At 53.7% G+C, this 15,828-nt stretch carries 15 protein-coding genes; 9 read left to right on the top strand and 6 right to left on the bottom strand.

The window, feature by feature from the left end:
- Positions 1-76 precede the first annotated feature (76 nt).
- Positions 77-538, top strand: a complete 462-nt coding sequence (locus KVT34_RS23465; RefSeq protein WP_217561656.1) for a GNAT family N-acetyltransferase — start codon at positions 77-79, stop codon at positions 536-538.
- Positions 539-587: 49 nt separating this feature from the next.
- Here the strand turns inward: KVT34_RS23465 and KVT34_RS23460 are convergent, their stop codons facing one another.
- Positions 588-1,742 (bottom strand): Gfo/Idh/MocA family protein, encoded by a 1,155-nt coding sequence (locus KVT34_RS23460; protein WP_217561654.1) that lies wholly within the window; start codon positions 1,740-1,742, stop codon positions 588-590.
- Between the two features lie 143 nt (positions 1,743-1,885).
- Between KVT34_RS23460 and KVT34_RS23455 the strand changes: the two genes are divergently transcribed.
- Entirely contained in the window at positions 1,886-3,112 is a 1,227-nt protein-coding gene (locus tag KVT34_RS23455; protein ID WP_309244127.1) for a helix-turn-helix domain-containing protein, read from the top strand.
- Positions 3,113-3,144: 32 nt separating this feature from the next.
- Positions 3,145-3,624 carry a Cys-tRNA(Pro) deacylase gene (ybaK, locus tag KVT34_RS23450; protein WP_217561652.1) on the top strand — a complete coding sequence of 160 codons (480 nt, stop codon included), beginning with the start codon at positions 3,145-3,147 and terminating at the stop codon, positions 3,622-3,624.
- Between the two features lie 161 nt (positions 3,625-3,785).
- On the opposite strand, the gene KVT34_RS23445 is transcribed toward ybaK, so the two are convergent.
- Entirely contained in the window at positions 3,786-4,484 is a 699-nt protein-coding gene (locus KVT34_RS23445) for a peptidylprolyl isomerase (RefSeq protein ID WP_217561650.1), read from the bottom strand.
- Positions 4,485-4,736: 252 nt separating this feature from the next.
- Here KVT34_RS23445 and KVT34_RS23440 point away from each other — a divergent pair, with 252 nt between their 5' ends.
- Positions 4,737-5,282, top strand: coding sequence for a glutathione peroxidase (locus tag KVT34_RS23440; RefSeq protein ID WP_217561648.1), 546 nt, complete (start codon positions 4,737-4,739; stop codon positions 5,280-5,282).
- A 67-nt stretch (positions 5,283-5,349) separates the two neighbouring features.
- Here KVT34_RS23440 and KVT34_RS23435 read toward each other — a convergent pair whose 3' ends face one another.
- Both KVT34_RS23435 and KVT34_RS23430 read right to left on the bottom strand, forming a co-directional pair.
- Complete coding sequence (locus tag KVT34_RS23435) at positions 5,350-6,018, bottom strand: 3'-5' exonuclease (protein WP_217561645.1); 669 nt, start codon at positions 6,016-6,018, stop codon at positions 5,350-5,352.
- A 13-nt stretch (positions 6,019-6,031) separates the two neighbouring features.
- Complete coding sequence (locus KVT34_RS23430) at positions 6,032-6,781, bottom strand: MBL fold metallo-hydrolase (RefSeq protein WP_217561643.1); 750 nt, start codon at positions 6,779-6,781, stop codon at positions 6,032-6,034.
- 219 nt (positions 6,782-7,000) lie between these two features.
- Here KVT34_RS23430 and KVT34_RS23425 point away from each other — a divergent pair, with 219 nt between their 5' ends.
- The gene (locus tag KVT34_RS23425) at positions 7,001-7,333 is read left to right on the top strand and encodes a nucleoside triphosphate pyrophosphohydrolase (protein WP_217561641.1); all 333 of its coding nucleotides are present in this window, start codon (positions 7,001-7,003) and stop codon (positions 7,331-7,333) included.
- Positions 7,334-7,485: 152 nt separating this feature from the next.
- Positions 7,486-9,390 carry a sensor histidine kinase gene (locus KVT34_RS23420; RefSeq protein ID WP_217561639.1) on the top strand — a complete coding sequence of 635 codons (1,905 nt, stop codon included), beginning with the start codon at positions 7,486-7,488 and terminating at the stop codon, positions 9,388-9,390.
- 15 nt (positions 9,391-9,405) lie between these two features.
- Here the strand turns inward: KVT34_RS23420 and KVT34_RS23415 are convergent, their stop codons facing one another.
- Both KVT34_RS23415 and KVT34_RS23410 read right to left on the bottom strand, forming a co-directional pair.
- Positions 9,406-9,654, bottom strand: coding sequence for an NHLP leader peptide family RiPP precursor (locus KVT34_RS23415; protein WP_254635088.1), 249 nt, complete (start codon positions 9,652-9,654; stop codon positions 9,406-9,408).
- 62 nt (positions 9,655-9,716) lie between these two features.
- Entirely contained in the window at positions 9,717-10,661 is a 945-nt protein-coding gene (locus KVT34_RS23410) for a hypothetical protein (RefSeq protein WP_217561635.1), read from the bottom strand.
- Positions 10,662-10,820: 159 nt separating this feature from the next.
- Here KVT34_RS23410 and KVT34_RS23405 point away from each other — a divergent pair, with 159 nt between their 5' ends.
- The 3 genes from KVT34_RS23405 (at position 10,821) to KVT34_RS23395 (ending at position 15,806) form a co-directional block, all read left to right on the top strand.
- Positions 10,821-12,824: a methyl-accepting chemotaxis protein gene (locus tag KVT34_RS23405; RefSeq protein ID WP_217561633.1), complete on the top strand. Its 2,004-nt coding sequence runs from the start codon at positions 10,821-10,823 to the stop codon at positions 12,822-12,824.
- 145 nt (positions 12,825-12,969) lie between these two features.
- Positions 12,970-14,682 carry a sigma-54 interaction domain-containing protein gene (locus KVT34_RS23400; protein WP_217561630.1) on the top strand — a complete coding sequence of 571 codons (1,713 nt, stop codon included), beginning with the start codon at positions 12,970-12,972 and terminating at the stop codon, positions 14,680-14,682.
- Positions 14,683-14,891: 209 nt separating this feature from the next.
- A complete protein-coding gene (locus tag KVT34_RS23395; protein ID WP_217561628.1) occupies positions 14,892-15,806 on the top strand; it encodes a proline dehydrogenase family protein in 915 nt (304 codons plus the stop codon).
- The last annotated feature ends 22 nt before the right edge of the window (positions 15,807-15,828 follow it).

The following is a 15,828-nucleotide window of genomic DNA, read 5'->3' as shown; positions in this document are numbered from 1 at the left end:
TAACCGGGGTCTGCCGTAACTAAAATGATAGAAAAGCATACATCCTATACCTGCGCTATGAAGGAGAACGCCTGCCATGACTACGGATTCGGTCAGCATCAGACCCGTAACGGCGGAAGATACCCGCCAGCTTCACGATCTTATGATCCAATATATCGTCGACTTTTATAAAAGGCCTCGTCCGGATGAGCGCGAGCTGGATAAGCTCATCGGCCATCTCCGTGAAAATCCGTCCGCCGGTCTGCAGTTTGTTGCGGAAAAAGACGGTACGCTCGTCGGCTTCGCGACGCTGTATTTTTCGTTCAGCACGCTTCAAGTCAAACGGACGGCCGTGCTGAACGATCTTTTCGTCGCTGCTTCGGCCCGCGGACATAAAGTCGGAGAGCGGTTGTTCCGCGCGTGTCTGGCCTATATCCGGGAGCAGGGCTTTGCTTACATGACGTGGGAAACGGCCAAAGATAATACGGCCGCGCAGTCGTTGTACAACAAAATGGGCGGGCATGTCTCTACGGACTGGCTCGTATACGAGATCGAGTAAAACGGACAGCAGCCCGTCCCGTGACGGACAGGCTGCTTCAAGAGGCCGGTTAAGGCTTACATACCGCCGGCGTGTCGTACCGGATAGGCCGGAACGTGCCGGATGCTGCGGATTCGCGGGCTTGGACGCACATCAAAGCGCTTAACAGGCCGTCGTCCATCGTAGCGACCGATGAAGCGGCGCCCCGCATCAGCCCGGCGAAATTAGCCGCAAGGGCGGAGTCGCCGCCGAAATGGTTGTCGCCCGCCCCGATCTCGTAAGTCTCCACGCGGGGGGTGTGGTGCATGAACACTTGGACCCGGTTCGTGTAGAAATCGAACTCGACGGTACCTTTGTACCCGAGGAAACGCGCTCCTCTGGAAGCGGCGCCCCGGCGGGCGAAGAAATTTTGCGAATACGACACATGCATGCCCGATTCGTAGCGGATCAGCGCGCTGCCGGAATCCTCGTTGCCGGTGTCTTCGGCGTATAAGCAGTATTCCCACGTCTCCGGGATATCTTTGGAAGGAAACGCCGTGCTGTCCGGGCAGGTCCGCTTTTCTTCGCAGTCGGTGCATTTCAGGCCCGCAGGCTTCGTCCCTTTGAAAATCTGCTTGGATGTCATGGCGGCCACATCCGTCGGAGCGAGGCGGAGAACTGAATTGATATAGTCGAAGTCGTGTGTCGCCTTCTGGAGGAAAAGTCCTCCCGTCTCGGCTTCGTCCCGGTACCAGTTCTGGTAATACACCGCTCCGTACGGCACGTTATTGACGGCCTGCACGTGCTCGACGGTACCGATCTTACCGGAGTCGATGATTTCCCGGACGAACTCGACGATGGACGTGACCCGCAGGGGAAACGAGACTACGACCGGTGAACGGGACGCTTCGTAGCCCTGTTTCAGCCGGAGCAGATCTTCCATCGTTGTCGCGACGGGCTTTTCCAGATACAGCGGCAGATGGCGGGAAAGCACCTTGAGCGCCATGGGCGTATGCAGGGAACAGCGCGTTCCGATCAGAACGCCGTCCAGCCGCTCGTTGCCCAGCATCTCGTCGGCGGATGTGTAGAAGGAGATATCCTCCCGTCCTTTTTCACGGAACTGTTCCCGAAGTTCCCCGAGGCGGATATCGGTGATGGCGGTTATTTTACAGTCCGGGTCCTGCTTCATGATCTCCGACGCAACGTGGCTGATGCGGTCGCCGTAGCCGATTATTCCCAGGTTCATAGAAGCTCCTCTTTTCTGAATCGCATTTGGTAAAAGAATAAAATCCATTACGTTCAGTATAAAAAGGGAAGCCTTCTTTTTCTTTGTCCGAAGGGCCGGATTTTTTGTCCCTTTTAGTTGAGAACGCTAAGGGAGGTGAGAGAGTGGCGGAGAAGGAGCTGCGCGAAAAAACCGGTACCCTGGAAATTCAGGGAGTCGAGGAAAAGCAGGGAAACCGCGAAACAAGAGAAGACCGGGAGCAGGAGCGCGAAGATCGGGAAGAGCGAAAAGGGTTGAAGGAGGCTCAAGAGGCTCAAGAAGCCCAAGAAGCTCAAGAAACTCAAGAAACTCAAGAAACTCAAGAAACTCAAGAAACTCAAGAAACTCAAGAAACTCAAGAAACTCAAGAATCTCAAGAAGCTCAAGAAACTCGTTCCTTGGAGTCCCAAGAAGTTCCCGCGAGTGGAGAAACCCGGGAAGCCCGGCTTAACCGGATGCAGAGGACGCACCTGGAGCAGGTGATCCGGATCGGCAGCATCATCACAATGTATTATTTCGAGCATGGGAAGGACTACGTGTTTCAGGGAGAGCGGCATAACTTCTGGGAGTTTCTGTACGTGGACAAGGGAGAGATCGAGGTCGTGACGGACGACGCCGGGCATGTCCTCAAACAGGGCATGGCTATATTCCACGAGCCGAACGAATTTCACAGCTTCCGGGCCGCGCCCGGCAGGGCGCCTAATGTGATCGTGCTGACCTTTGATTGCGATTCTCCCGCTATGAACGCTTTTGCGAGAGGGGTGCTGAGGCTGGAGGACGAAGAGAGGGATCTGCTGGCCCTGATTATCCGGGAAGGGGAGAACGCGTTCGAATTTCCGTTTGAGTATCCGCTGAAGCGAAGAGAGAGGGCCCTGCCCGGTTCCGAGCAGCTGCTGCGCTGCTATCTGGAAGCGTTCCTGATCCGGCTTCTGCGTCAAGCGCCGTTTGACGAGAAAGCCTCTCCCGCCCAGCAGCTGTCATCTCCGGCAAGACAGAAGAATCAGGAGGAGCTGGCGGCCAAAGTGATTGCTTTTATGGAAGCGAATGTGGAATCACCCGTCACGCTGGATGAAATTTCGCGGCATTTTCATATCGGAAAAACGCTGCTCAAAGAGAGCTTCAAAGCGCAGACCGGCACAACCATTATGAAATATTGGGGCCGGATCAAGATCGGACAGGCTAAGCTCCTGATACGGGAAGAGACGTGCAATTTTACGGAAATCGCAGGAAGGCTCGGATTCGGGAGTGTGCACCATTTTTCCAAAACGTTCAAGAAAGCGTCCGGCATGAGTCCGTCCGAGTATGCCCGCTCCGTGAAAGCGAGAATGGGGACGGGGGACTCCCGGGCGTAAGAACGAATCAAACACGGCAGGGAGGCTGAGCGATGGGTACACAAGCCAAAACAAACGCTTGCCGGATGCTCGACAAGCTCGATATCGCATACACTCTTCACGAATACGAGTGGGATGAAGATCAGCTTGATGCGGGAACCGTGGCGGGTAAAGTAGGGATCGGAATCGACAGCATGTATAAAACCTTGGTTTTACGCGGGGACAAAACCGGAGTTCTGCTGGCCTGCATTCCGGGAAGCAAAGAACTTCACCTGAAGGCGCTCGCTGCGGTAAGCGGCAACAAGAAGGTGGACATGGTCCCGGTGAAGGAGATCCAGGCGCTGACCGGCTATATACGGGGCGGGGTATCTCCGCTCGGTATGAAAAAGAACTACCCGCTGTATCTGGAGCGTGCGGCGCTTGCGACCGAGCCGGTCAGCATTTCGGCCGGCCGCCGGGGGCTGCAGATTTTCCTCGGCGGGAAGGACCTTGCGGCGGCGGCGGACGCGATTCCGGCCGACATCACGCACTAAAGAGCGCGATGAGCGAGGTGAGCGCGGTGCGATAGGACCTTCGCCGGAGATATCCCCGCGCGCAAAAAAGCCCGCCAGCTTGATTTGCTGGCGGGCCTTTCGGGCCGGCGCGCATGGTGCCCGTCCGCTTCGTTTACCGGAGAGCGGCGGCCTGCGGCCGCTTACTTAATCGTTTTCGGCTCCGGATAGTCGACTCCGAGCGTATCCACCGTGACTTTCTTCATCGCCGGCGGAGTTTTGGGACGGTCGTTGGCTTCCGTAGGCTGGTTGACGATCTCGTCGACCGCCTCCATGCCTTCGGTTACTTTACCGAAGGAAGCGTACTGGCCGTCGAGATGCGGAGAGTCCGCTACCATGATGAAGAACTGGGAGCCGGCGGAGTCCGGATCCTGGGCGCGGGCCATCGAGAGGACGCCGCGGGTGTGTTTCAGCTCGTTCTTGAAGCCGTTGGAGGTGAACTCGCCTTTGATGCCGTAGCCCGGACCGCCGGCGCCGGTTCCGTCCGGGTCGCCGCCCTGGATCATGAAACCGGGGATGACCCGGTGAAAGATTTTGCCGTCGTAAAATCCTTTTTTGACGAGCGAAATGAAGTTATTCACCGTATTCGGAGCGACCTCGGGATAAAGCTCCGCTTTGATGATTTTGCCGTTGTCCATTTCGATGGTCACGACCGGGTTTTTGCCGTCCGTCTTCGGCGGCTCCGAACCGCCCGCGGAACCGGTTGTCGTCGGGGACGGCGTCGGAGCCGGAGTTGCCGTGCCGCTTCCGTCCGTCTTCGCTTTACCGCATCCTGCGGCGATGACCAGAAGGGCCATCATGAGAAGCAGAAGACCTGTAAAACTTTTACGCTTGCCTGTCATGTCATTCATTCCACCTTATCTTCATGTTTTCGTTTCTATCATACCGCTTTTGGATGCCGGATGGAAATTTTGGGAACCGCGAGACGTGCAGACCCGAGTTTTTGACTTGGTTCTCCGACTGTGCTACATTTAAAATGTACATAAATTGTGAACAATTTAATTTTTGTAAATTGAATAAAAGCGGGTACCTGTACCACCTCCGGGCAGCCGCCCCTGTAGTGCGGGACCGCAAGAACAAGGAGGAAGTTGACGATGAGCGTATACCCTTATTCAGCCAGAAACATTCGCGGAGCGGAAACGAAGCTCGAAGATTATAAAGGCAAGGTACTGGTGATCGTCAATACGGCGAGCCAATGCGGATTTACGTCTCAATATGCCGATCTGCAGAAGCTGTACGAGAAATACCGGGACCAGGGCCTCGTCGTCCTCGGATTTCCATGCAACCAGTTCGGCGGTCAGGAGCCGGGCACGAACGAGGAAGTCAACACCTTCTGCCAGCTCAATTACGGCGTTACGTTCCCGCTGTTCGAGAAAATCGACGTGCGCGGTGAAGAGAAGCATCCGCTTTTCGCTTACTTGACCGAGGAAGCGCCTTTCGAAGGCTTTGACCTGAACCATCCGAGCGGGAAAATGCTGAATGCGTTTCTGTCGGAGAAGCAGCCGCAGCTGCTCCAGGGCAATGATGTGAAATGGAATTTCACCAAATTCCTCATCGATCGCGAGGGCAGCGTCGTGAAGCGCTTCGAATCCGGCGTCGATCCTCTGGATATGCAGTCTGCTGTCGAAGCCGTCCTATAGAGCCTGCGGATGCGGGCAGCACCGCCGGCTGCCGGTAAGTCTCAACCGGCTCAAAACAAAAAGGAACCTACGTCGTAGGTTCCTTTTGTGCGAACAGGGCCAGCTTTTCGAACGGGTTGTTCGTGAAGCTGTCGCCGGTTTTGTACACGACCTCCGTCGTGTACAGGGGAAGATCCCCGGCCTGATTCCGCTCCAGCACGAGCCGGTCGTGCAGATGGATGAACAGCTTAGCGGTATTCATCGCATCGTCCAGGGCCCGGTGATGGGAGCCGTCGAACGGGATATTCCAGTACTCGAGGGCGGTCTTGAGGCCCATCTGCTGCTGCTTTTCCTGCTGGACGAGTCCGGCCATAAGCTTTTGCAGGTTGTTGTGGTTGCAGATCCAGTCGGTTTTGACGCCGTGCATCCGGCAGTCGCTGCCGAGCTGGATCAGGTCGTCGGGGCCCCACGCGCACAGATAGTAGTCCCCGTCCCCGATCCATTCCAGCAGACGTTCCAGCACGAGCGGCCAAGGTTCCGCCGATTGCAGCTCACTTTGCTTAATGCCGGTCAGGGCCTGAGTGGAGGCGGAAATAACCGGGGACCGGTCGGGTTTTACGAAGGATTGGAACGTGCCGGTAACGGCAGGTTTGCCATCCGTGAATTCAACGGCGGCCGCTCCGATTTCGATAATTTCCGAAACGTGGATCTTTTTGCGGGTTACGGTCATCTCCAGATCATACACAATTACTTTCAAAGAAATTCACCTCCTAGAGAGAAACCCTCATCATATCGTGTGCCAGCAACACGCCCGGTGTGCCGTTTTTTTTATATTGGGCTAAAACCTCTTCGTAAGGCTCGTCATCCGTAAGATGAATCGCAATCACTTGAGGGATCCGGTCGATCGGATAGAAGGTCAGGATGCCTTCGAGGCTGGTATGGATGCTTATGTCGCCCCGGGCCTGAGTCGCTTCGTGGATCAAAACGTCTATCCGTGGCTGGCTGCGTATCCATTCGCTCGGCGCCGTGTCCGCCGAATAGACGAGCACCTTGTCTCCGCACGCGACCCGGATGCCCGATGTGGAGCCGGCATGCAGGCTCGTGAAGACGGAGACCGTCATATCGCCCTGCACGAACAAGGTTCCGGGCTCTGCGCAGTCGAACGGCTGCACCTTGATCTCGAAGCCGATGGGCCACTCGTCGGTCCGGTACGCGCGGAGAATATCGCCGAGCTGGTCCTGATGATCCTGCGGGCAGCAGATGATAAGCGGCTCTTTTCTTTTGCCGAGCCACATACCCCAGAGCAAGGAAGGGAGACCGAAAATATGGTCGATGTGGAAATGAGTCAGAATGACCCCTTTGATGGAATGCAGCGGGATTTCAGCCTGCTTCAGCTTGCCGAGCGGATTGCCGCCCACGTCTATCATCCAGTTGCCTTCATCATGCTGAAGAAGCAGGTAAGTGTTGTCCCTTTCCCTGCTGCCCGAAGCGCTGGCACTTCCTAATATAAGAACGTCCACGATGTTTTCCTCCGATCTGTTTGTCCCAAGTACTTATAAATGTATCGGCAATTGGCGGAATGTGCAAGAAAATCCTTAAAGGGCGCCGTCTCGGCAGTCCGGTCCTCCTAACGGCTTTTAAGGGATACAAATTGTGCATTTTGTGGCGTCGGGTGGTTTTGGCGTCTCTTTCAAAATGGTAAGCTTAGGACAAACGGAACGCAAAGACGGAGGCTGCGTATGACCCTTTATAACAAACTCGTTCGGGATAAAATACCGGAAATCATCCGGGAGAACGGACAAAAATGCCGCACGCGCTTGCTCGGCGAAGAGGAATACAAACTGGAACTGCGGCGGAAGCTCGGGGAAGAGTTGAACGAATATAGGGAAGCCCGGGACGACGTCCAGGCCGTGGAAGAGCTGGCCGATCTGCTGGAGCTTCTCCATGCCCTGACAGATCTGCACGGTTCCTCCCCGGAAGAGCTGGAATCTGTGCGCAAACGGAAAGCGGACAAGCGCGGCGGGTTCAGGGACAGAATTTTCCTGCTGGAAACGGAAGATGCGGAGAAGTAGGAGGCGTAAGGCGATGATTGTCGAATAAAATCGCGCTTTGTCATTTATTTTTCCGAATAGGCAGGAAATTTAAGCGTATTTGGCGAATTTTGTCATCTTAGGTATTCGACGAAGACTACCCTTTTCTATTCTTCTTTAGAGGTGCATACATAATGACCAAATCAAGAGTAACGGCGATCCTGGCGTCCGTGTTTACCGGGATCGTACTGCTTACTTTGTTGTTCGTGCCGGCCACGGCGCGGGGGCAATCTCCCTTGGATACGATTAAGATTACCGAATGGGCATACAAATGGGACAGTCAGGGGACTGGCTTTGACGGGACACAGGCTCCTGACGGCACTGACGGATGGACACCCGCCAACGAGAAGGGAGACATGCCGGTCAAGCCGGAGGGCGTTTCCGCACTCTGGGTGAAGATCAAGCTGCCTCGGCTGGATTGGGACGAGCCCGGTATGCTGATCGGTAAACTGTACGGCCACCGCATTGAGGTTTTTACGGATGAACGTAAAATTTATAAAGCGGGACATACGTACGTGTACGATAAGAACCGGCTGCTGATTCCGCTCAGTGCCAAAGAATCCGGTAAAACGGTTTATATTCATATCGAAACGGACAGCGACCGGATCGGGCTCCAGAAAAACGTGAACATCGGAGACTATCAGGCGCTGCTTCCCGGCTATGTCAAATCGAATCTGACCGATGTTTTGCTGGGCTTCTCCTTCGTGTTCATTGCCCTCCTGATGCTGATCTGCACCGTATTTCTGAACCGGGGGCAGCTTACCAAATGGCTCTCGCTCAGTCTCGTCATTTTAGCCATCGGAATGCTCATGATCGGCTCTTCCCAGTTTACGTATACGTTTTTTGAAGATCAGGGCAAGTGGATAGAAAGTTTATTTGATCTGGCGCTGCTTGTGTTTTTACCGACGCTGACGGTGTATTTCGAACAAATATTGGGTCACGGGGCCTGGTCGCTGCTGACCAAATACCGCTGGTTCCAGATCGGCTTCTCGGTTCTCTGCGTTCTGTTCCAACTGGTGAACCACCTGGCCTCCTACCGGTACGACAAAGCTTATTATTTCATGACGGTGACGATGCTGGGGCTTACGATGCTGATCCAATTTGTGCTGCTGATCGGAATGGCCGCCACCCATGCGCTCAAAGGCAGCAAGGACGGGGTCACGTTAACGACGGGAATCGGCCTTTTCGCCGCTTCGGGTATCGTCGATCTGCTCGTGTTCTATGCCAAAAACGAACAGTACGAGTTTATTTACTGGAAGTTTGGGATCGTTTGCTTCGTGACTTCGCTGATCATTATTCTCGGCAGGGGATTTGCCCGCGATCACGAGAAAATCGTGAGGTATTCCAAGGAACTGGTGATGTACAACAATGAGCTGCAGCGAGCGGAAAAAATGGAGATCATAAGCGACCTCGCCGCCTCCGTGGCTCATGAGGTGCGCAACCCTCTGCAGGTGACGAGAGGTTTTCTCCAATTGGCCGCAGAGAAGCTGGACAAGAAGGAAAAAGGGTACATGAACATGGCGATCGAGGAACTCGACCGGGCTTCCAACATCATTACGGACTTCCTTACGTTCGCGAAGCCGCAATTGGAACATATCACGTCACTGAACATCTGCCAGGAATTAAAGCAAATCGAAGGCATTCTGGTTCCGCTGGCCAATCTTCAAGGCGGTGAAATTACGCTGGAGGTGCCGGAGGATCTGTACATCGAGGGCAATTCTTCGAAGTTCAAACAGGCGTTTATTAACATCATTAAGAATAGTATCGAGGCATTGGACGGGCAGGGACAGATCCAGATCTGGGCGTACAAACAGAAGACTGAGGTGTGGATTCATATCCGGGATAACGGAGAGGGAATGGAAACAAAAGAGCTCTCCAAGCTTGGAGAGCCCTACTTTTCAACCAAAACCAAGGGGACTGGACTGGGTCTTATGGTCACCTTCCGAATCATTGAGGTTATGCATGGCCGTCTGGAATTTAAGAGCGAGAAAGGTGTCGGCACTGAAGCGATCGTCCGGTTTCCTTCGATACCCGGCTAGTCGTTTTGTAGGGGATTACCAGACGCTGTTCGCGTTGGATTTGGCGCTGAGTACTTCAGCCGGATTCGGAGGAATCACGAGAAAGTACTGACCGGGAGCTTCATCCAGAACTTTTACGTCCGCCGTTTCCGGCAGCTCGATGTCAAAGGCTTGCTTTAGGGCGCTTTTGGGGTCGTTCAGCAACGTTTCCTTGAATTCCGGGTCTGCCCAAGCTTTCTCAATGATCTGGTTTTTCAAAATCTCTTCTGCTGACACAAGGCTCATCCTTTCAAAGTAAAGGGATCATATTCCGCCCTGAGTATAGCATGGGTATAGGTCTAATGTCATTATGATTTGTTTCTTTTTGACAATAGGTAGGTAAATCCGCCTAGTCCCAAAAGTCCCCTTTCTTTGTCAATCCGCGAAGCTTCCGCCAGGAGGTCGTTCAATAGGGATTGATGAAAGTCGTCCATATGAGGGGCATGGAACAAGCCGGTCCGGGCATCGGTGGAGTAGGCCGCTGCGGCCTCGGCATAATCGCGCAGGCAGCCGTGAATGAACACGGCTTGTTTGACGTTGTCCTCCGAAAGCGGCTCCTCCGCTTTCAATCCTCTTCGCGACCGGATCAGTGAGAGGAGGCAGTTGTAGCTGCCCGTATCCAGGTCTTCCCGCCAGTCGGCCCAGTCATCGGCCATCTGCAAGGCCAGCAGAGTATGATCCGTCTGACGCGAGAACGGTCCGATCAGCTCCTCCTGACCGCTTAACAGCAGGGCGCCCGTACTTGCCAGCTTAACGGGAGCGGCTTTATACGCGATGCGGACCGGGTCTTGGCGGAAATAATCGGCTTCGCTCTCCTTGGCCACGCATTCCGCCCACTGCCGCAGGTAGGTGTCCGCGTACGCCCAGAACGGGGAATCCGCAGGAAAACGCCCCCGGTAGAGGCGGGAATATTCCGCTTGAAACAAATTCGAGAGGGGCAGCATCAGCCGGCGCTCGTCCGCTCCCGTATCCGTGTCCATGAAATCGTCCTGGACGAAAAAATGAAGCATGACGAACACATTGGCTAATGAAAGCGTTCTGTACGTATCGGAGGGGAGCCGGGTCTGTTCCCTCAGCCAGAACGGCAGCAGATAGCAGATGTAGTTTTTCGTGCTGTCTTTTTTCAGGGGATGAAACTTGTCCAGATAGTCCAGACCGGCCGTTTGCAGCGGGGGGGGAAATGCGTTAACCCGGCGCACCGCCTCTTCGAAAACAAGCTCCAGTTCTTCTTTATAGTCCGTAAACCACTTCATGGGGCACCTGCCTCTTTTTTGTTCTTTTTCAAGTATAGGTCACAGGTACTAGACCGGCAAGATAAGCAGGCGTCTCTTTTGTGCAAAAAATGAACTCAACTCTTTCCCGGTTTTCTCCGATAAAGAATAAGCTGACATATATAACAGGAGGAAAAGCAGATGAATCAGGTGTGGAAGAAAATGAAGCCGAAAAATTCCCTGAAAACCAAGCTGATTGCCGCTTTTCTACTGCTTTCGCTTGTGCCGCTGGTCGTGACATCCATCGTTCTTCTGAATATGGCGAAAACCAACACGGAGAATGAGATTGCTTACAACATGAAAAACCTGGCGAAGTCCAATGCCGATAGCGTAGATTACTGGGTGCGACAGAGAATATCAATGGTCGAAGAGATGATAAAGAAGCATCCCGAGATGGCTAAAGGGGAAAAGACCCAAATTTTGAACTTGCTCAAGACGGTTGGAGAAATCGATAAAGAATTCGAGTACTTTGCCTACGTGGAGAAGGACGGTACTAGTACAAACACCGCGGGTCTCGTGTCGAAAGTCGCGGAACGCGAGTTTTTTAAGAAAATGGTCGAAACGAAAAAAACGGTCGTCAGCGACATGATTATCAATTCCAAAACGGGAAAACCGGTCATTGTCATCGCCGTGCCGATCATGGAGGGAAGCGAGTTCCTCGGGGCCATCGATGCGGTTATTAACCCCGACATTCTTCAAAAGCTCATAGAAGGAGTCAAGGTGGGCGAGAGCGGTTTCGGTTACCTGATCTCCGGTGAGGGCGTTTATATGACTCATCCGGATAAAGAACGGATCGGGAAGAAGCTTGATGAGGTGATGCAGCCAGGCGAGCTGCAAAAATTCAAAGAGCAGGTACTGGTGAACAATGATGGCAGAGTCGATTACAAGTCGGATGAAAATACAGACCGGACAGCCTCCTATTATACCGTATCGGCTACCGGCTGGAAGATGATTGTCTTGACCAATGACTCGGAGATTCTGGGGACAATCCAGAAGTTCGTCCGGACGACTACCCTCATCATTCTGGCCGTAAGCATCCTGGTTCTGCTCGTTTCCTGGCAGATCGGCAGGGTGGCCGTTGCGCCTATGCTGCATCTTTCGGAAGTGTTGAAGAAGGTTGCGGGAGGAGACCTGACCCCTCGTTTGAAGGTAACTTCGAAAGACGAGATCGGGGATATCGCCCAAAATACGAATAAGATGCTCGAATCCATGAGCACGATCATCGGGGACGTGAGCCTCATGGCGGAACAGGTTGCCGCTTCCTCGGAGGAGCTGACGGCTTCGTCGGCCGAATCGGTCGAAGCGTCCAAGCACGTAGGCCAGTCGATCGAGGAAATCGTTCGCGGTTCGGAAACGCAGGTGCAGAGCGCCGAGCAGAGCTCGAAGGCGATGGAGGAGATGGCCGGAGGCATCCAGCGGATCGCGGAGTCTTCGTCGACGGTTGCCGATACGACCAACCGGACGGCCGCCGAGGCGAAGCAGGGGAACAATGCCATCCAGATGGCGGTCCGGCAGATGGATTCTATCCGCGATTCCGTAACCGCCACCTCCGGAGAGCTTAAAACGCTCGGCGAGCATTCGCGGCAAATCGGCGACATTGTCGACGCCATTACGCAAATTGCGAGCCAGACCCAGATGCTCTCGCTCAACGCCTCCATCGAGGCGGCTAGAGCGGGTGAGCATGGGCGCGGTTTTGCCGTCGTAGCGGGCGAGGTGAAGAAGCTCGCGGAGCAGTCCGCTAAATCGGCCGCCCATATTACGGAGCTGATCGCGCACATCCGCACATCCACGGATAATGCCATCACGACGATGGACCGCGGCGTTGCGGAAGTCGGCAAGGGTGCGGAAATCATCCATATTGCCGGTATCGTCTTCCAGGATATCTACACAGCCGTTCAGAACGTTTCGGATCAGATCCGCGAGGTTTCCGCGGCAACGGAACAAATGTCTGCCGGCTCCGAGGAAGTGAGCGCTTCGATGATGGAAATGCTGCAAATCTCCCAGGGCTCGTCGGACAGTGCCCAGATGATTTCCGCAGCATCCGAGCAGCAGCTTGCTTCTATGGAGGAAGTTTCCTCCGCGAGCGAATCTTTGAGCCGGATGGCCCAAAGTTTGCAGGAGAGCCTCTCCAAATTTAAAATCTGATCTCATATAGAATGAGACCTGCTTCTTCCTCGGGGGGAGCGGGTCTTTTCCTTATGGAGAGAGCCAAATTAACCGGACCCGATGGATTTGGTTACATAACTGTGTTAATTTTAAATAGAGATTATTAACGAGAGGATACACATTCATGTTCGGTCTTGAACACCTTCAGTTGGACACATCTTTCCTTGCTTTGGAGGGGGAATGCCCGGTATCGCAAGCCAAGGCTCTGCTGGAACAGGTCCGTTTTGTGATCGTGGATACGGCCCCCGGCGCAGCTTATATCATTTCCTATCAGGAAGCCAAATTTCTGGATGCTTTTCATCCGGATCTGACTATAGATGAGTGGGTCCGCCGTACAGGCTGGCCCTGCTCGGCCGTTCTTCCGATGTCCAGGCTGGGAGATCTTCAAACCGACTGGCAGAAGCCTGTTCTGGTTCTCGGCGAGGATTCGGGGAAACTGGGCATCGTTACGGCCGAAGCGATGATGAATTGTCTGCAGCAGGAGAAAAGGCAGCTGGTGTCCTACCTGGACACCCTCGTGGAAACTGTCAACGACGCGGTGACGGCCGTAGACCGGGAGGGCCGCGTGATTTACTGGAACCGGACGGCGGAGCAAGTGTACGGGATCGGCAAGCAGGACATTATCGGCCGGACGATCGGAGAGCATTTTGAGAAAGAATCGATCATGCTTCATCAAATATTGGACGAAGGCCGGACCATCCGCCAAGTCTATCATCAGCCCGCCCCGGACACCCACGTCCTGATCAGCGCTTCTCCAATCGTGGAGAACAACCAGATTATCGGCGGGATTGCCACGGAACAGGATATCACACGGATCGTGCGTCTAAACGAAGAGCTGTATTCGGCCATTCCGCTGCGGATCGAGCAGGACAAACCTTTCTCGTCTATTATCGGAATGGGCCACGATATTAAACGCTCCCTGGAAGTCGCCCGGAAGTTTGCCCGATTCAGCACCCCCGTGCTGCTTGTCGGGGAACCGGGCTCGGGCAAGGAGATGCTTGCCCAGGCTATTCATTACAGCAGCGAGCGCAAAGACGCCGCTTTCGTTTCTCTGCACTGCGGAGCTATTCCCGGCGGTCTGCTCGAAACGGAACTTTTCGGTTATCAGGGAGGCGCTTTTACAAGCGGCGAAGACCAGGGCAAGGAAGGGAAGCTGGAGTTTGCCGACGGCGGCACTCTATTTCTCGAGGAAGTGGGCGAGATGCCCCTGGATATCCAGCTCAAGCTTTCCCAGTATTTAAGGGACAAGTCGTTCCATCGTGCGGGCGGGGAAGAAAGCATCCGTACGGATGCGAGGATTATCGCCACGACGCATACTTCGCTGCAGCCGCTTATGGAGCAGGGGCTTTTTCTGGAGGATTTGTTTTATCAGCTCAACGTGATGAGCATCGAAATCCCGCCTCTGCGCGAGCGGAGAGAAGATATCCCCGAGCTGGTGCAGGCTTTTATCCGGGAATTTACGGAGCATTATCACAGGCCAGTTCCCAAGGTTGATGCGGACGTGCTGAACGTACTTATGAATCATGACTGGCCCGGAAACATCCGGGAGTTGAGGAATGTCATGGAGCGCGCCGTCATTCTTTGTGAGGGGGATACGATTACGGGTGTCCACCTGCCTCCGGGGCTTTCCTCCAAAATGCAGCATGCCGAGTTTTTCGCGGACAGAGAGGAAACGGGAGCGGCAAAGCCTCATTCCGCCATTAAGCAGGAAGATCATCTGATCGAAGAAGCTTTGCGGAGGGCATACGGTAACAAAAGCGCGGCCGCCAAGCTGCTCGGTATTTCCCGCGGGACCCTCTATAAGAAAATGAGGGAGTACGATATTCACACGGAGTAGCGGCAGATCTCCGAGTTACACGGTCAGCACGTACAATTTATAGGCACCTTTGGACGAGGAATTGTTCAGAGGTGTTTTTTTTGTTGGCTGAAAATAGAAGAAAGTGTATACAAGTGATGAACATTATTGTATTATTGGACATATATTAAACATATGTGTTCATTTTGGTGAACACAATATTCAATAATTTGGAATATGGAGGCATCTTTATGGAAGCCATCATGAGAAATATGTTCCAAGCGCTGGGCAAAAGCCATTCGGCGAACAAAATGGCCAAAAAGTTCGGACTAAGATTTGGAGCCGCAAGGTTTGTGGCGGGGGAATCCATTCAGCAGGCAATTGAAGCTGTCCGCGGATTGAACAGCGACGGCCGTCTCGCTACGCTGGATCATTTAGGCGAATTTGTGTTCAGCGAGGAAGAGGCCAACGAATCGGCCGAGATGTGTATCAAGACTTTGGAAGCGATTGCAGCGTCCGGTGTCAACTCGAACCTTTCGCTCAAAATGACTTCGCTGGGTCTGGATATCAGCAAGGATCTGTGCCTGCAGAATATGCGCCGTATTCTGGACTGCGCTAAGAAGCACGGAAACTTCGTCCGCATCGATATGGAGGATTACGAACACTGCCAGATCACGCTCGATATTCTGCACGAGCTGCGCGACGAATACGATAATGTCGGCACCGTTATTCAGGCATACCTGTACCGCTCGGAGCAGGATATCCGCGATCTGAACGGCATTCACGCGAATCTGCGTCTGGTCAAAGGGGCCTACAAGGAATCGCCGAAGGTTGCTTTTCCCGAGAAGAAAGACGTGGATGACAATTATAAAAAAATCATTAAACAGCACTTATTAAACGGCAATTATGCCGCAATCGCCAGTCACGACGAAGCGATCATTAACGAGATGAAAGCTTTTATCCGCGATATGAAAATTTCGGGGGATCAATTCGAGTTCCAGATGCTTTACGGAATCCGTGAGGATCTTCAAAAGCAGCTGGTTGCGGAAGGATACCGGGTGCGCGCTTACGTACCTTACGGAATCGACTGGTTCGGGTATTTTATGAGGCGGCTTGCCGAGCGCCCGGCCAACGTCTGGTTTGTTTTGAAGAACTTTTTTAAATAAACAAATATTATTTAGGGAGAGA

The sequence above is a fragment of the Paenibacillus sp. GbtcB18 genome, assembly GCF_019091125.1.
Lineage (GTDB): Bacteria > Bacillota > Bacilli > Paenibacillales > NBRC-103111 > Paenibacillus_F > Paenibacillus_F chitinolyticus.
Note: the sequence above shows the minus strand (reverse complement) of the source record. Positions and strands in the feature narration are given on the sequence as shown.